This is a genomic window from Fuerstiella sp., assembly GCA_022447225.1.
Lineage (GTDB): Bacteria > Planctomycetota > Planctomycetia > Planctomycetales > Planctomycetaceae > S139-18.
In genome coordinates this window covers 205,151-220,083 of the sequence record JAKVAZ010000004.1, presented here as the reverse complement: position 1 = coordinate 220,083, position 14,933 = coordinate 205,151, and the positions used below count along the sequence as shown (strand labels likewise).

11 protein-coding genes are annotated in these 14,933 nt (G+C 53.8%); 6 read left to right on the top strand and 5 right to left on the bottom strand.

Translation table 11 applies throughout. The features are described from left to right. Window positions 1–49 precede the first annotated feature (49 nt). Window positions 50–982, bottom strand: coding sequence for a hypothetical protein (locus MK110_04620; GenBank protein MCH2210561.1), 933 nt, complete (start codon window positions 980–982; stop codon window positions 50–52). Window positions 983–1,169: 187 nt separating this feature from the next. Here MK110_04620 and MK110_04615 point away from each other — a divergent pair, with 187 nt between their 5' ends. Further along, entirely contained in the window at window positions 1,170–3,377 is a 2,208-nt protein-coding gene (locus MK110_04615; protein MCH2210560.1) for an alpha/beta hydrolase family protein, read from the top strand. A gap of 408 nt (window positions 3,378–3,785) precedes the next feature. Here MK110_04615 and MK110_04610 read toward each other — a convergent pair whose 3' ends face one another. Next, window positions 3,786–3,986: a hypothetical protein gene (locus MK110_04610; protein ID MCH2210559.1), complete on the bottom strand. Its 201-nt coding sequence runs from the start codon at window positions 3,984–3,986 to the stop codon at window positions 3,786–3,788. A 414-nt stretch (window positions 3,987–4,400) separates the two neighbouring features. Here MK110_04610 and MK110_04605 point away from each other — a divergent pair, with 414 nt between their 5' ends. Both MK110_04605 and ychF read left to right on the top strand, forming a co-directional pair. Beyond that, on the top strand, window positions 4,401–5,324 hold the full coding sequence (locus MK110_04605; GenBank protein MCH2210558.1) for a DUF1559 domain-containing protein: 924 nt from the start codon (window positions 4,401–4,403) through the stop codon (window positions 5,322–5,324). A gap of 245 nt (window positions 5,325–5,569) precedes the next feature. Further along, window positions 5,570–6,661 carry a redox-regulated ATPase YchF gene (gene ychF / locus MK110_04600; protein ID MCH2210557.1) on the top strand — a complete coding sequence of 364 codons (1,092 nt, stop codon included), beginning with the start codon at window positions 5,570–5,572 and terminating at the stop codon, window positions 6,659–6,661. 171 nt (window positions 6,662–6,832) lie between these two features. On the opposite strand, the gene MK110_04595 is transcribed toward ychF, so the two are convergent. After that, window positions 6,833–8,191 carry a sulfatase gene (locus tag MK110_04595; protein MCH2210556.1) on the bottom strand — a complete coding sequence of 453 codons (1,359 nt, stop codon included), beginning with the start codon at window positions 8,189–8,191 and terminating at the stop codon, window positions 6,833–6,835. A gap of 524 nt (window positions 8,192–8,715) precedes the next feature. On the opposite strand from MK110_04595, the gene MK110_04590 reads away from it, so the two are divergent. Both MK110_04590 and MK110_04585 read left to right on the top strand, forming a co-directional pair. Further along, window positions 8,716–9,909, top strand: a complete 1,194-nt coding sequence (locus tag MK110_04590) for a D-cysteine desulfhydrase family protein (protein ID MCH2210555.1) — start codon at window positions 8,716–8,718, stop codon at window positions 9,907–9,909. A 148-nt stretch (window positions 9,910–10,057) separates the two neighbouring features. Beyond that, complete coding sequence (locus tag MK110_04585; protein MCH2210554.1) at window positions 10,058–11,065, top strand: succinylglutamate desuccinylase/aspartoacylase family protein; 1,008 nt, start codon at window positions 10,058–10,060, stop codon at window positions 11,063–11,065. Window positions 11,066–11,176: 111 nt separating this feature from the next. On the opposite strand, the gene MK110_04580 is transcribed toward MK110_04585, so the two are convergent. Continuing rightward, window positions 11,177–12,496: an MFS transporter gene (locus MK110_04580; GenBank protein ID MCH2210553.1), complete on the bottom strand. Its 1,320-nt coding sequence runs from the start codon at window positions 12,494–12,496 to the stop codon at window positions 11,177–11,179. Window positions 12,497–12,521: 25 nt separating this feature from the next. Then, window positions 12,522–13,499, bottom strand: coding sequence for a DUF3500 domain-containing protein (locus tag MK110_04575; protein MCH2210552.1), 978 nt, complete (start codon window positions 13,497–13,499; stop codon window positions 12,522–12,524). Between the two features lie 326 nt (window positions 13,500–13,825). Between MK110_04575 and MK110_04570 the strand changes: the two genes are divergently transcribed. Then, a complete protein-coding gene (locus tag MK110_04570; GenBank protein MCH2210551.1) occupies window positions 13,826–14,764 on the top strand; it encodes an amidohydrolase in 939 nt (312 codons plus the stop codon). The last annotated feature ends 169 nt before the right edge of the window (window positions 14,765–14,933 follow it).

Below are 14,933 nucleotides of genomic sequence, written 5' to 3'. Positions count from 1 at the left end.
GAAAAATCGGGTGAATTTCACTACCGGAATAATGAAACCCGATGCACCGCTAATCTGCTTCCGCAGATGACTCACCGGCCGGCGGTGGGTCGTTTGTGCCGGATTCAACCGTTGCGGATGATTCAATCGGATCTGTGGCTGATTTTAAATTATCTGATTCGCTGATTTGTGGTGACGCCGGAGTCGGCCGGGAGTCAGACGCTCCGGCACCGGATTCCGGTGTCGATTTCGGTTCGGACGTCGAATGCGATGCCGGTGGCGGCAGTGACGGATTTAGACCGCGATCTGCACCGAAGCCCGTTTGCGGGGGCTTCACATACTTCAACGATGTACAGAAGCTGCGAAAATCTTCACTTTCAGCCTTGGCGGTGATATTGGCGCTCTTGAATCGAAAAATCCAGAACTGTGATCCAATCGGAAGAATAAACGCCAGGATGGATTCTGATTCGCCCCTGATTGCGGCATAAGAACCTGCGCCATTTTGGGTTCTGAGTGCCTGCACATCTTTCATGGCGGTATCGTCGTCCGTTGAACCCAGACCCAGTTGACGTCGCCAGCGTGTGATTTGTGCAAGGATTCCGGTGCGGGCGGGAAACTGTCCCAGTGTAATTCGGGCCGGATTTGTTGGAGGACCGGTTTTCCATGCCCGCAGACTGAATTGATCGTTTGGTGCGAGTGTCCAGGTTTTCGGCAAGTTCCAGCGAAAGGGGATGGGTGTGAATTCTTTTCGCAGCAGGTCGGACGTCAGGTTGTGATCATTTTCCCGTGCAACCACATAGTGACGAAGGGCGGGTTCGTCAGCGCAACCGGCCAGGAACAGCAACAGTGTTCCTGCGGTGAGGTGTGTCTGCAATTTGATCAGTGGCGGCATAGGAGTAGGCAGGTGACGATCAGGTTTCAGTTGGTTAACGTTCCGCGTAACGGCAAAGAAATGCGTCACAGATGCACTGATGCGATAAGTATTGCTTAAGTATAAGGTCATTCGTCAGGAACGCCATGAGCGCTCCAGACGGAGCTGATGCCGCTGAATCAAACCAGCAGACTGTCTTCCATGTGACCGGCCTTTGCCGACTGGTTGCTTTTTGTCCGAACACACGAGTAGTATCGGATTTGTGGGTTGACTCGATGTGCTCAAGGATCGTTTGTATTCCTGGTTGTGAGATTCCACGATGATCCGAATTCAGATATTTTTGTCTCATGCGTTGCTGGCGACGTCGATTGTATGGTCGCAGCTGACGCATGCCGGTGATGCCAGGAATCATCAGGTCCTGGATCCTGGGCAGCAGCCTGAAGATGTGCGACTTCGTGATCCGAAAGACCTCAATGCTTATTTTCCGTTTGAGGTCCCCGAGTCCAAAGCTGCGTGGGAACAACGACAGGAGGAACTGAAACAGCGCGTACTGGTTGCGACGGGTCTGTGGCCCATGCCGGAAAAGACTCCGCTGAACCCCGTCATTCACGGAAAAGTTGAACGTGACGGTTTTACGATGGAGAAGGTCTATTTTGAGAGCCTGCCCGGACACTTTGTCACTGGTATGCTGTTTCGTCCGATTGACGCTGCAAACACACCAGGTCCCGCTGTGCTGTGTCCTCACGGCCACGGGGGACGTCTGCAAAAATTCGACGACAAAAGAATCCAACAGCAGATCGAAAATGGCGAAGAGTTTCTGCCGAATTCGGGTCGCATGCCCAAACTGGCGCGTTGTGCACAACTGGCAAGAATGGGCTGTGTTACGTTCATCTACGACATGCTGGGATATGCCGACAGTCGACAAATTTCGTTTGAGGCCTCTCATCGATACAGGTCTCCACGTGTAGAACTCGAAGGCAGCAGCGACTGGGGTTTTTTTGGGGTACAGGCGGAGTCACGTCTGCATTCCATTCTGGGTTTGCAGACGTGGAACAGTGTTCGCGGGCTGGACTTTCTGGCCGGTCTTCCGGACGTGGATCCCGGTCGAATTGCAGTCACCGGCGGAAGCGGTGGTGGTACTCAGACCATCCTGCTGGGAGCGATTGATGATCGTCCCGTTGCGGCCTATCCCAACGGGATGGTTTCGACAGGGATGCAGGGTGGCTGCACGTGCGAAAACTGCAGCCTGTTGCGCGTCGGAACGGGCAACGTTGAACTGGCTGCAGCGTTTGCACCGCGTCCACAGTCAATGACGGCGGTGAACGACTGGACCAGAGATATGATGTCCAGAGGCTTCCCTGAGCTGAAACGGCTGTACACCATGCTGGGTGCGCCTGACAACGTGGACTGTGTGGAGATGCTTCGTTTTCCGCACAACTACAATGCGGTGACGCGGCAGTTGATGTATTCGTGGATGAATCGTCATCTGGATCTGGGGTTTAGAGAGCCGATCGTGGAAACCGACTGGCCGCTGTTTACGGACGAAGAGTCGGCCATCTGGAACGATATGCATCCGGCTCCACCGGGTGGTATTGATTATGAACGTCGCCTGCTGAAACAGCTGGACGAACGTGACCGGGAAGTACTGTTTGACCATGATCCTGCATCGATTAAAGATCGGCAGAAGTATGCACGGATTGTGCGGGCGGCATGGGAGACTATCATCGCAAGAAATCTGCCCGACGCAGACGATGTCCGGCGCACCAAAGTGTGGAAACAAGACTGTTCCGAATATCTTGAATTCGGTGATCTGCTGACTCTGACAACGCATGGTGAGCAATTGCCCGTCATCTCGCTTTACCCGAAGTCGACTGCCTGGAATCAACAGGTAGTATTATGGGTGGACGGTGACGGTAAATCCGGCATGTTTGCCGGTGACGTACTGCAACCGGACGTCAGGCGACTGGTGAATGCCGGTTATGCAGTGGTCGGGACTGATCTGGCAGGACAGGGTGAGTTCACAACCAGTCGGCAGAAACTGACGGAGAACCGTCTCGTTGCAAATCCAAGAACCTACGCCGGTTTTACTTACACCTATAACAACTCACTGTTTGTTCAGCAGGTGCATGATCTGTTGACCATGGCAGCCTGGATTAACGGAGATCAACACAGTCCCCGTGCCGTGCACGCCGTGGGTGTGAATGGCGGAGGAGCTGTGCTGGCGGCCTCACGGGCCATGGCCGGCGATCAATTTGACAATGTGGCGATTGCCACAGACGGGTTTCGTTTTGCCGCTTTGACACGCTGGCAGGACGCCGGATTTGTGCCGGGAGCTGTGAAGTACGGAGACCTGCCGTCGTTGCTGGCATTGTCTGCTCCGTACAGTTTGTGGATTGGTGATGAAACACACGCATCTGCTGTTGTGACTGGTGCCTACGCAGCCGCGGGCGAGGTGAATGCTGTGACCTTCGCTGCCCGTTCCGGCGATACGGTTGCTGACGCCGTCAATTGGTTGCTAAGTCATTAGGCACATGTGGGCGATGATGACGTTTTTGCGTCTGCCAAAAACTAAGCAATTCGACTTTCCAGCGGAATGTTGTAGCGACTCACGGGTTGCGGTCAGTCCAGCAAGTCACAGTCTTTACCTTGTTGAGATTTGTGTGAATTTGGTGTCAATCTGCAATCAAGAGTCGGTATGCGGGCTTGCCTCCCTGAAGCTGGATCGAATGAGGTTTTTCTCGAGTTGATGTTCAATTCCTGCTGGTTCGGTTTGGTAACGACCTGCAGGACAACTGAGCTGACAGCAGCTGAATGAATCTCGTCCCAATTGCAAACAGAAAACGAGGAATCTATAATTCTTTCAGGTCACATACACGTATATGACATAGAACGTGTTGATTGATCGGTACCGGGTCGGTGAATGAAACCAATGTTTTCATTGTTTGAGCCACTGCGAATTCTTAACGTTGTCGGTATTGCCCTGCTTCAGGTGGCAATAGCGCCGCTCACTTACGTGGTGCATATCGGGTGTCATCATGATGCCCGTTCGTCGACAGTGGCTCCATCGTGTTCCGGTCACGCTCATTGTCACCATCATCGCCATGGCGGCTCTCAGCCTGACAAAGTTCCGGATCATTCACATGATTCGGAGAATTGTCCGGTCTGCCAGGTAGCATTTGCCGCACAGATTGCAGGCTGTCCGGCCGCCGGGCCGCCCGCAACAGATTTCACCGTTCCGACACCGGTCTCTGCACCACAGGTGATGTGCATTGAGTTCCGGTATACGTTTCCGGTTCGAGGTCCGCCTGTCGCTTAGTCGCGGGGTGTTTTCTGATCGTTTGGATCTGTAACGGCGCGAACAGGCTGCCGGACAGGGTAACTCCGGCGATCTACATTGCTCCTCATTCCACACGAGATTCCTGCGCGTATCGTTGTGCCGTTTACCCGGACATTTACGTACGGTTCGATGACAGCGCGTTCCGATTAATTTTCTGTATCGTTGTGCTCTTTTTTGATTTGAATGTCTTTTTTTTTACTGGGAAAACCTGAAATGCAATCCTTCTTCCAACGTCGTCGGGGGTTCACCCTGATCGAACTTCTTGTGGTGATCGCCATTATCGCGATCTTAATTTCACTGCTGCTTCCGGCAGTTCAGCAGGCCCGTGAGGCGGCACGCAGAACTCAGTGTCGCAACAATCTCAAACAGATAGGTCTGGCACTACACAATTACCACGATGCTCATTTAGTGTTTCCTTCCGGTTGGATTGGCGTCGATGCCGCAACCGGTGTTCAGAGTGCTCATGAAGGTACGAGTGGTGCCGGGTGGGGTGTCATGATTCTTCCGTTTATGGATCAGGGCAACGTGTTCAACAGTTTTAATTGTAATCTGCCGATCGCAGATCCGGCCAACGCACAGTTTCTGAATACCGACCTGGCGTCCTTCCGCTGTCCGTCTGATCCGCAGCCGGATAACTGGGAAATAGAAGAAGAAGGTGCCCCGGGCACCGTCCTGGCCACACTGCCGATAGCCAACTACATCGGCGTGTTCGGGACAGAGGAGTTGGACGGATGCGAGAACACACCGGGAACCGATCCCGTAAACTCCAACGGTCAGTGTGTCGGTGACGGGATCTTCTATCACAACAGCAAGACACGAATACGGGATATCACCGACGGAACCACGAATACGCTGATGGTCGGCGAGCGGCTGACACGTGAATCGGCCGGCTGGTATTCGACCTGGACCGGAATGGTTGCGGAAGGTGAAGAGGCGTTTCAGCGGGTCCTCGGATCTGCGGATCATCCGCCGAATGATCCGGCCGCACACTTTGATGACTTCAGCAGCAACCACAGTGGTGGTGCTTTCTTTGTGCTCGGAGATGGTTCTGTGCACTTTGTCAGCCAGAACATTGACGAGACGCTCTATAAAAGCCTGGCCACACGCAATGGCGGGGAAATCGTGGGCGAATTCTGAGTTTTCGAAGAAGGCGGTGTTCCGTTCCAGACAGTGGTCCGCCTGGTGTTACAGGACCACTGGACTGCGTCTGAACGTTCCGCTCGTTACCGGCTGCTTTCACACTTTGTCAAAGCAGTAAGACGATCTTTCAAAGCAACACGTCGTGTCCCTTTGGATTATACAGAGGGATCGGCGACGCTATACTCCCCCCCCACGTATGTGTGTGGGGGGAGTATTCGTAGTGATGTTGCCGGAAAGAGCTGATGGAAGCTGGAATCGTTGGATTGCCAAATGTCGGCAAAAGCACACTATTCAATGCGCTCACCAGCAGTGAAGGAGCGCAGAGTGCCAACTATCCGTTTTGTACGATCGAGCCCAACGAGGGAATTGTCAGTGTACCGGACTTGCGGCTGGACACGATTGCCCGGTACATACCGCCACAGAAGGTCATTCCCGCGATTATTAAGCTGGTCGACATTGCCGGAATTGTTAAAGGAGCCAGCGAAGGGGAAGGACTGGGGAACCGGTTTCTGAGTCATATTCGGGAAGTGGACGCTGTTCTGCAGGTTGTTCGATGCTTCGAAGACGAAGACGTGACCCACGTCACCGGAGCCGTTGATCCACTAACTGATATCGAAATCATCGAAACAGAATTGTTGCTGGCGGATATGCAGACACTGGAGAACTCTCTGCCAAAGTCAGAACGAGCAGCACGAGGCGGGGACAACGATGCCATCCTGCGAGTTGCTGTCACTAAGAAGTGTCTGGAACACGCCGAAAAGGAACAGCCTCTGCGGACTCTGCAGTTCAGCCAGGATGAAGCGCAGGTGGTGCGGGGACTTGGTCTGCTGACGGCTAAGCCGATTTTGTACATCGCCAATGTGGATGAAGACGACATTACCGGAAGTGGTTCACTTGTTGAAAGCGTTCGTCAGCACGCCGAGACTGTGGGAGCTCCTGTCGTTCCTGTCTGTGCAAGGTTTGAGTCAGAGCTTGCGACTCTTGATGAAGGCGACCGTGGCGAAATGCTGGAAGCCGTTGGTCTGACGGAACCGGCATTGTCGGCCGTGGCCCGGGCAACCTACAAAACCCTGGGGCTGCAAAGTTACTTCACCGCCGGAGAAAAAGAAGTCCGAGCATGGACAATTCCGGTGGGAGCGACTGCACCACAGGGAGCCGGCGTCATTCACACCGATTTCGAACGTGGTTTCATCCGTTGCGAGGTCTATCGTCTGCAGGATCTGGAAGAACACGGAACCGAAAAAGAAATCCGTGCTGCCGGAAAATTACGAGTGGAAGGAAAAGATTACGTAATGCAGGATGGCGATATTTGCCACTTTCTGTTCAACGTGTGAGCGTCTGAATGACGCCCGATACCTTTTTTGAGGCATCCCGCTTCGGCGGGCCCGAAATGTGTCACTGATTCCCGGATTTTTTCAATTGGTTCCTGCAGTCGACGTGACTTGGGATCGTCCGGTCTGGCCGGTGACTTCCGGTTTCTCCGACTGGTATTTTGCCCCACATGGTCATAGCGATCCGGCAGGCCGAATACCCATCCCCTTTTGTTGGCTGTCACCCAGTTCTTTGCGCATCAGTGCAGCCAGATCTGAAAGCCGTTTGACGACGGCAGGATGCTGATCCGCGACATTTCTGGATTCACCGATATCCGATTCCAGATCGAAGAGTTCCCTGCCGATCGTGGCCTGTGAATAATCCGTGGGAAATCCTCCTGTGCCCCCCGGTTGACCGGCCATGGTGCGATACTGGTGAGGAAAATGTAGTTTCCATTTTCCGCTGCGGATCGCCTGCAACTGCTGTTTGTAATAGAAGTAATAGGCTTCGTGAGGTGACTTCGCACCATTGGTACCCGACATCAGTGACCAGATGTTTTTACCGTCAATTTTGTGGTCCGGCAGGTCTGCGTCAATGAGTGAGGCAATTGTCGGCAGAACGTCGATGGTCATTGCCGGTTCACTGCAACGTGTGTCAGCCGGGATTCTGCCGGGCCACCACATGATGCAGCTTTCACGACAGCCACCGTCGAACATTGTCCCTTTGCCCTCTCGCAGAGGGGCGGCGCTGCCGCAGTGATCCCCGTAACTCAGCCACGGTCCGTTATCAGACGTGAAAATGACCAGCGTGTTCCTGTCCAGCCTGTTTCTTCGGAGTGTGTCCAGAATCTGACCGACCGACCAGTCGACCTCCATCATCACGTCACCAAACAGTCCGCGTTCACTCTTACCGCGAAACTTATCCGAGACATAAAGCGGGACGTGGACCATGCTGTGCGGCAGATACACCAGAAATGGTTCGTCCCGGTGGTCTTCAATAAAGCGAACGGCTCGTTCGGTGTACTGAGTTGTGAGTTGTTCCTGGTCCTTTGGTGAGACTTCTGCATTCACGATGTCGTTTCCATCGATGAGTGGCAGGTGGGGCCAGCGTTTGAGTCTTTGGTCCATCGACAAATGCAGCACATTGGGATGATAGGGCCACATGTCGTTGCTGTAGGGCAGACCAAAGTAATCATCGAATCCGTGCTGCATTGGCAGGAAAAGTTTATGGTGACCGAGATGCCATTTGCCGTAACAGGCTGTGGCATAGTTCTTCTGTTTGCAGATCTCGGCAATTGTGATTTCATCTTCGTGAATCCCGATTTTGGCCTTTGGTCCCAGAGCACCCTGAATACCAACTCGAACGTTGTAACACCCGGTCATCAATCCTGCTCGCGATGCGGAGCAGACGGCCTGAGTCACGTAGAAGTCGGTAAAAATTCGGCCCTCGCTCGCCATGCGATCCAGGTTTGGGGTCTGGTAGCCTTCTGCGCCGAAAGGACCGATATCGGCGTAACCCATGTCGTCCATAAAGATGATGATGAAATTGGGCAATTCCGCGGCTGTGACGCTCGATTTACAAGAAGCGAGGCACACGACCACAAGCACACAGTGGAACATACTGCTGAAAAAACGGCCTGGTATCATGTTATGGTTTCCATGTGCCGGAGGATTCAGAATGGGCTGGATGGGCTGAGAAACGTTCCACCTGTTTGACCATCGGCATTGAACTGTCGATGCCGCTGCCGAACAGGTTTGGGGAGTGTGTCTGGTACTTCAGCGAATTCACGATCCGGTGTCGACAGAGTGTGCTGCACACGAACAGACAACTGAACATGTGTTGTTGAATTTGATCGTTATCAGAATCAAAGCTGACAGGTGTGCCGGATGTCTGTGACTGTCCCGAAGTTCCAAACGCATCATCGGCCGGTATCCCTGATACGTTCCGCTATTCAGCCCGGCCGGTACTGAAACAACAAAACTCCTCTTCGCACGAACGTGACAAAATTGATGTTGCGGACTTCACAATTTCCGGTCAGCGTAACGGGATCTGGCAGTGATCGACAGCGGATGATCGGTTGAACTCAGGATTCGCCGGTGGTGGCAATAGTTCGTTCCTGTGTCGCTACGCCGAATATCACTGCTGCATTAGAATACTTATTTGTTTTATCGTGCAGTACGACAGGACTGAATACTTCACTTGCGGGATCATGATGCTTAACACAGATACCTGTTCGATGGTGGAACTACGCAGTCGTCTTGATCAGCTGCCGACATTTCCGCTGGCCCACCTGCCGACGCCACTGGAGTTTCTGGACCGGCTGACTGATACACTGGGTGGTCCCAGGATCTGGATCAAACGTGATGACTGTACTGGCCTGGCCTTTGGAGGTAACAAGACACGCCACAACGAAATTCTGATTGCGGATGCGCTGCAACAGGGAGCAGACACTGTTGTCTGGGGGGCCGGTGTCCAGAGTAATAATTGTCGACAGACGGCTGCGGCCTGCGCAAAAGCCGGATTGGATTGTCACCTTGTTCTGGGTCGGGGTGCACCTGCAAACGGTCCCGATCCGGTCCAGGGGAACCTGCTGCTGGACCATATTGTGGGGGCCAGTATCGAAATCGTTGATGAGCCGGAGGGGCCTGAACTGGATGAAAAGATTGCTCAGGCGGCTGTACGCCTGCGAAGGGAGGGGCGTCGTGTCTATGACCGGGATCCGAAGTACGTCAAACCGCTGGCAGCGCTCAGTTATGTGGGATGTCTCATTGAACTGTTGGAACAGGCTGCCACCGCGGATCTTGCACCCGATGCTGTCTATGTTTGTTCTGCCGGTTCGACAGGGGCCGGTGTCGCCCTCGCGACGGCCGCCCTGGGACTGGCTCTGCCGGTGACCTGCGTGACTCCCATTGTCTGGCCCTGGGACACTCAGGCCGCAATGATCCGGATTGCCAATGATGCAGCGGAACGGCTCAAGATTGGCACCCGACTGAATACGGACTCCTTTAACCTGACCGAAGACTACGTGGGTCCACACTACGGTGCGTTGACTGCGGGTTGTCTGGAGGCCATCGAATTACTGGCCCGGACAGAAGGCATTCTGCTGGACCCCTGCTACAGCGGGAAAAGTATGGCGTGCCTGATTGATCATATTCGTAAGGGTATTGTCGCTCGCGATCAGGACGTGGTTTTCATTCACACCGGCGGTACACCTGCACTTTTTGCTTATAACGAGCAGCTGGCAAATGAGATTGATCGACCGAGTTTCTAATATCACCGGATGTGCAGCCGACAGAAGAAAATAGTCTGTTTGGTTTTTAGATGCGTCTGCACGCGCGACCTGACAGGCATTCGGTAAAGTACTGTCCCTCCGAGTCGGACTCACCAGCAGTCAAGCCATATTCGTTCCGGAAGAAAACATGACACGCAGATCCCGAATTACAACCGACATTGATTTTAATCGTGATGGCAGGCAGCAGTCGTTCCTGAGAATTCCGCATTCGGTCCATCGTTCGGCTTATGGCTGGATTGCCGTTCCTATTATTGTCATCCGAAACGGAGACGGTCCCACTGTGCTGCTGACGGCGGGGAATCACGGTGATGAATATGAAGGTCAGCTTGCCCTGATGAAACTGTGTCGGGAGCTTGAACCGGAAATGGTTCGGGGACGCATAATCATCCTGCCGGCTGCCAACTATCCGGCCGTGATTGCCGGGCTGAGAACTTCGCCGATTGACGATCTGAATCTTAACCGTTCGTTTCCTGGGAATGCGGACGGTTCCCCGACTGAGTCGATTGCTCACTATATTGAGACCGAGTTGCTGTCCATAGCTGACTTCGCCGTCGATCTGCATTCCGGAGGCAGCTCTTTGATGTACCTTCCCAGCACGCTCACAATTGTTGTCGAAGACGATGACCGTGCGGCAAGGCAACTCGATATGCTTCAGGCGTTTGCTGCTCCACTGGGATATATTGCCTGGCCGGGAGGTGAGGACCGAACCATGATGGCCGCGGCAAATCGGGCCGGTGTCCCGGCCATCGGCACGGAATTGGGGGGATCGGGAACGACATCCGTGCAGTCGGTTGCCATTGCCGAACGAGGAGTGCGACGAGTGCTGCGACATGTCGGTAGTGTCCCGGAGATTAATGTTGGAGATGATCCGCCGGCAACACGACTCATGGAAGTACGTACCGTGGACTACTATGTTTACAGTCCGGATTATGGATTGTGGGAGCCACTGGCCGATCTTGGTGACCAGGTGCAGGCCGGCCAGCCCGCAGCAAACGTGTATTGTCCGCAGACGCCGTGGCGTGAACCTGTGCCGGCGCATTTCAGAGAATCGGGTACGATTATTTGCCGACGTGTACCAGGACCCGTTGAACGTGGCGATTGTTTATTTCATTTGGCCACTGATTGCAGCCTCTGACGCCAGGGAATACTGACTGTATCGGTCGTGGCGGCAGGCAGCGGTCGTCAACACATTTCAAAGTTCGACCAATATGCAGAAATCCGAATTTAGTTCGGTGTACTGCATGCTTTAGTCAACCTGACGATTGTCGGCTTCGTGTGCTCGAGCCACCTGTGTTGGCTGAATCAGTGGCAGTAACAGCAGGGGGGCGAGCATGCACCCGCCACCCACAAACAGAATATGTTGAAAACTAAATCCCAACTGGTCGCGAAGCGGCCCGAAGAGTTCGTTACCCACAACATGACCCACATTGGACAGTGTCATATAGATGGTAAACATGGTTGCAGAAGCACGTGTCCATGATAACTGCATGCCCATCGAATTGTAGCCAACAGCACCCATCGCCACGCAGCCGGGGTTAAGACACAGGAATGCAGCTGAGAACCAGGCCTGCCCATCCGTTTCCGGTATCCACATCTGCGGCAGCGCTCCGTACAGAATCGCGAGCAGGCCGTAGGCTCCAAAGCCGATGGTGATCACCATCCGCCTGCCAAATCGATCCGCCAACAGGCCTCCCAGAACGGCGCCCAGAAGTTCCGGAAAGACAGCGGCGCCGGTCCAGTACGAATATTCTTTGGCGGACCAGCCCAGATCCTGGGTGTACAGTGGCTTTGTTAAAACTTCCACCAGTCCCCAGCCGACAACAGCGGTGAGTCCGAAGATGATGAACAACGCAGTGGACCGCAGTGAAAAACCCCTGATGAGATCCTCTGCGACCGCCACGGGATTTCGAACACTGGTGGTTCCGCCGGATTCGGATGCCTGACCTACACTCCAGGGGAATCGCCGTTCTCCCGGTCTTTCAAGCATCAGCAAAGGAAACAACATGATCAGAAAGAGTAACACGAACTGCGCCATGATTGCTGCGGAAAATCCGTAATCCGCGATGAGCCATCCACCGGCAGCGGTGCCAATTCCCTTTCCCATCAGTTTGGAAGCCCACATCAGTCCGTTCACACGTCCCTGTTCCTGCACCGGAAGGACATCGATCGCCAGTGCATCTGTTGCCACATCCTGCAGTGACGCGAAGCAGTTGTGCAGAAAGAACATCCAGCCCAGCAGAGCGATGTTTTCTGTGAGGTCTCCCAGCATGAGCAGCATCAACAGCGACACGGCCATCATCAGTTGTGCACCGATGATCCAAGGCCGACGACGTCCCATGGAACGCACGGTTAGACTGTCAATCAGTGGAGCCCAGACAAGTTTGAATGTCCACGGATAAAGAATCATGGCCGTCAGACGGCCGATTTCTGTGGCTGTGACGGTTTCGTCTGTGTCTGTAATATAGCTTACGACTGTGTTGAGCATGAACCCCCAGGGCAATCCCTGGGCAACATACATTGCGCAAAGCATGCTCATTCGCTGAACGCGACTGTTACTGAGCGCCATTTTGAAACTGCCTCAGAGTGTCAGGTTACGATTTGACACCGATATTGATGTAAGCGTGGACGTGTGGCGCCCCGCGAAAATGAACGACGAATGCCGGACCTTCAATCCGCCAGATGTCCCACTCTTTATCGTTTCCAATATCTTCCTGTTGATAGAAGGCCATCCGGAGTTCATCCAGTCCTCCGTTGTTTTTCAGAATTGACATCGATTCGTCCACGTCCTCGCTGCGATACGGCGCGAGGATGGTCTTGACAACAGACTCCACCAGTTGCTTCTGGTCCTGGGACAGATCACCAACTCGCACACCAGAGAACCTGCCGGTGCCTCCCTGAATCTGCACCTGGGTCTCCCTGGGGGCTCTCCTCAGCAGCGATTGTTTGCGCTGCGCACTGTCCAGCGCCTGAAACACTTCGTTTGCCTGTTGTGTCTGGTAGTAGAAGAGGTTTTGCCTGATCTCTTCCTCACCGTGTCCGTAGATAACTGGCCCCCCAAATGCGGTGTTCTCCACACTGTCCCCGTCGGCTCGCAGTGTGAGGTGCCGACCGGTGAGTTCCCATTGGAACTGACCGGTCCCGGGTTCACCAAAAATGGCACACTGATACTGCTCGATACCGCCATTGTCGTCATCCATTTGTTTAAGAAGCCGTTCATAGCCATCTTCACTGGTGACGTTGCTGACAATTTGACCAATCAGTTCACGCTGTTCGCTGGTATAGAAGTCGCTGCCGATTTCCGGATCCGTGATCCCCCAGTTGGCACTGACTTTCTTCCGAAGCTGGTGTTCGAACGGAAAGCAGATGACCGAAGATTGCCGGTCGCTGAGCGATTCGTACAGTCGTTTGACTGCCGATTCGGCCGTACTCTTTGCCGATGGTGCCGCAACGGTGGATTGGTCGAGAAGCGGAAGACTGCATGCAGTCACGGCGGCTCCGCCGACGGTTCGTACAAAACGGCGTCGGGAAAGGGCAGAAGCAACGTTGACACGTGGGTTCAAATGAGACATTTCAAATCCTCAATTCGACAGTGTGGCGGTTGACGGAACCAATGGAACCTCAGCATACACGAATTGTCTGCAGTTCGCATCAACCTGCGGCCGGCTGCGTGTGTGAAAAAAAATTGTCTGCGACTGATTGCTGTTCTATAACGGGACAGTCAGCTAACCTGGCAGCAGTTCGTGCTTCGCATTCCGAAGAAATTGAAGCAGGAAATCCGGATGGTGGTGCCTTTTCTTCATATGATCCATCCGGCAATCCAATGTGGTTCTGACAATCCGGATTGTCTTTCAGTACCCATGTGGTCCACTGTCCTGCCAAACGGGAATAAACTGTTATGCCATCGAAGAATAGGAAAACACGCCGCACGTTTCTCAGCGAATCAGCGGCCGCCATTGGAGCCACCTGCGCTACCGGTACTGTGGCGGCAGAAAAGGCGGACGACGACCTGCTGGTGATCGACTGTCACGCCCACATCTACGGAGAAGACGAGCAGAAATACCCAACGGTCGAGGAACCCTATCGTCCTCCGGCCGGCAAGGGCACGGTTTCTCACCTCCAACAGGAAATGAAGTCAAACGGCGTTCGTTTCGTGACTGCAATTCAGACGAGCACCTACTATCGCTTTGATAATCGTTTCACGGCAGATTCGGCCCGCGATAACAGTGATTTCATGGCCGCCGTGATCACGCTCGACCCCGACAACCCGGATAGTCCGGATTTGCTTCGTCGTTACGTACAGGACTCAAACGTTCGAGGCATGCGCAGTGTGCCGGCGAAGAGTGGGAAACTGGATGATCCCGGAGTCGATCGTCTTTGGGGTACGGCGGAAGAACTGGGTATCGTCATCAATGTGCTTACAGGAAAAGAGAACCGCAGTCAGATCGAAGCTCTTGCAGTGCGTCATCCGAAACTGCGGTTTGTCATTGACCACTGTCTCAACATCAAAGCCGGTCCCGACACAGATGCGATCGTGAGTAATGTGGTGCGACTTGCAGAACTTCCGGGCGCACATGCCAAACTGACATTTATTCCGACTGGTACTGCCGAACCCTACCCGTGTCGGGACCTCCACCACGCCTGTCGACAGGTGATTGCGGCATTCTCGCCGCAACGTTGTGTGTGGGGCAGCGACTTCCCCTGCGAATTGTGGTGTCCGGAGATCAGCTATGCTGACCACCTCAAGATTTTTACCCGTGAGCTTGGACTCGAAACTTCAGCGAAGAAAGCCATACTTGGCGAAACCGCACGAGGATTGTGGTTTGCTGATTCCTGAAAGCATGTGCAATCCGGCTGATGATCAGCAGGTTGTGGTCAACTCATGACGGGACATGCCTGTGACGATGATGTCCAGGCCGGTACGATTCATTCTGAAATCGTTGTCTGAGAAACTTTAAGTGATCGCTGCATTTGTCCGTCACTTTGCAACCTGGCATACTCGCTGA

What these genes read in the sequence shown, in the direction of transcription:
- MK110_04620 (MCH2210561.1), bottom strand. Translation starts at nt 982, where the DNA reads ATGACCTTATACTTAAGCAATACTTATCGCATCAGTGCATCTGTGACG.
- MK110_04570 (MCH2210551.1), top strand. Translation starts at nt 13,826, where the DNA reads ATGCCATCGAAGAATAGGAAAACACGCCGCACGTTTCTCAGCGAATCA.
- MK110_04580 (MCH2210553.1), bottom strand. Translation starts at nt 12,496, where the DNA reads ATGGCGCTCAGTAACAGTCGCGTTCAGCGAATGAGCATGCTTTGCGCA.
- MK110_04605 (MCH2210558.1), top strand. Translation starts at nt 4,401, where the DNA reads ATGCAATCCTTCTTCCAACGTCGTCGGGGGTTCACCCTGATCGAACTT.
- MK110_04585 (MCH2210554.1), top strand. Translation starts at nt 10,058, where the DNA reads ATGACACGCAGATCCCGAATTACAACCGACATTGATTTTAATCGTGAT.
- ychF (MCH2210557.1), top strand. Translation starts at nt 5,570, where the DNA reads ATGGAAGCTGGAATCGTTGGATTGCCAAATGTCGGCAAAAGCACACTA.
- MK110_04610 (MCH2210559.1), bottom strand. Translation starts at nt 3,986, where the DNA reads ATGATCCGGAACTTTGTCAGGCTGAGAGCCGCCATGGCGATGATGGTG.
- MK110_04575 (MCH2210552.1), bottom strand. Translation starts at nt 13,499, where the DNA reads ATGTCTCATTTGAACCCACGTGTCAACGTTGCTTCTGCCCTTTCCCGA.
- MK110_04615 (MCH2210560.1), top strand. Translation starts at nt 1,170, where the DNA reads ATGATCCGAATTCAGATATTTTTGTCTCATGCGTTGCTGGCGACGTCG.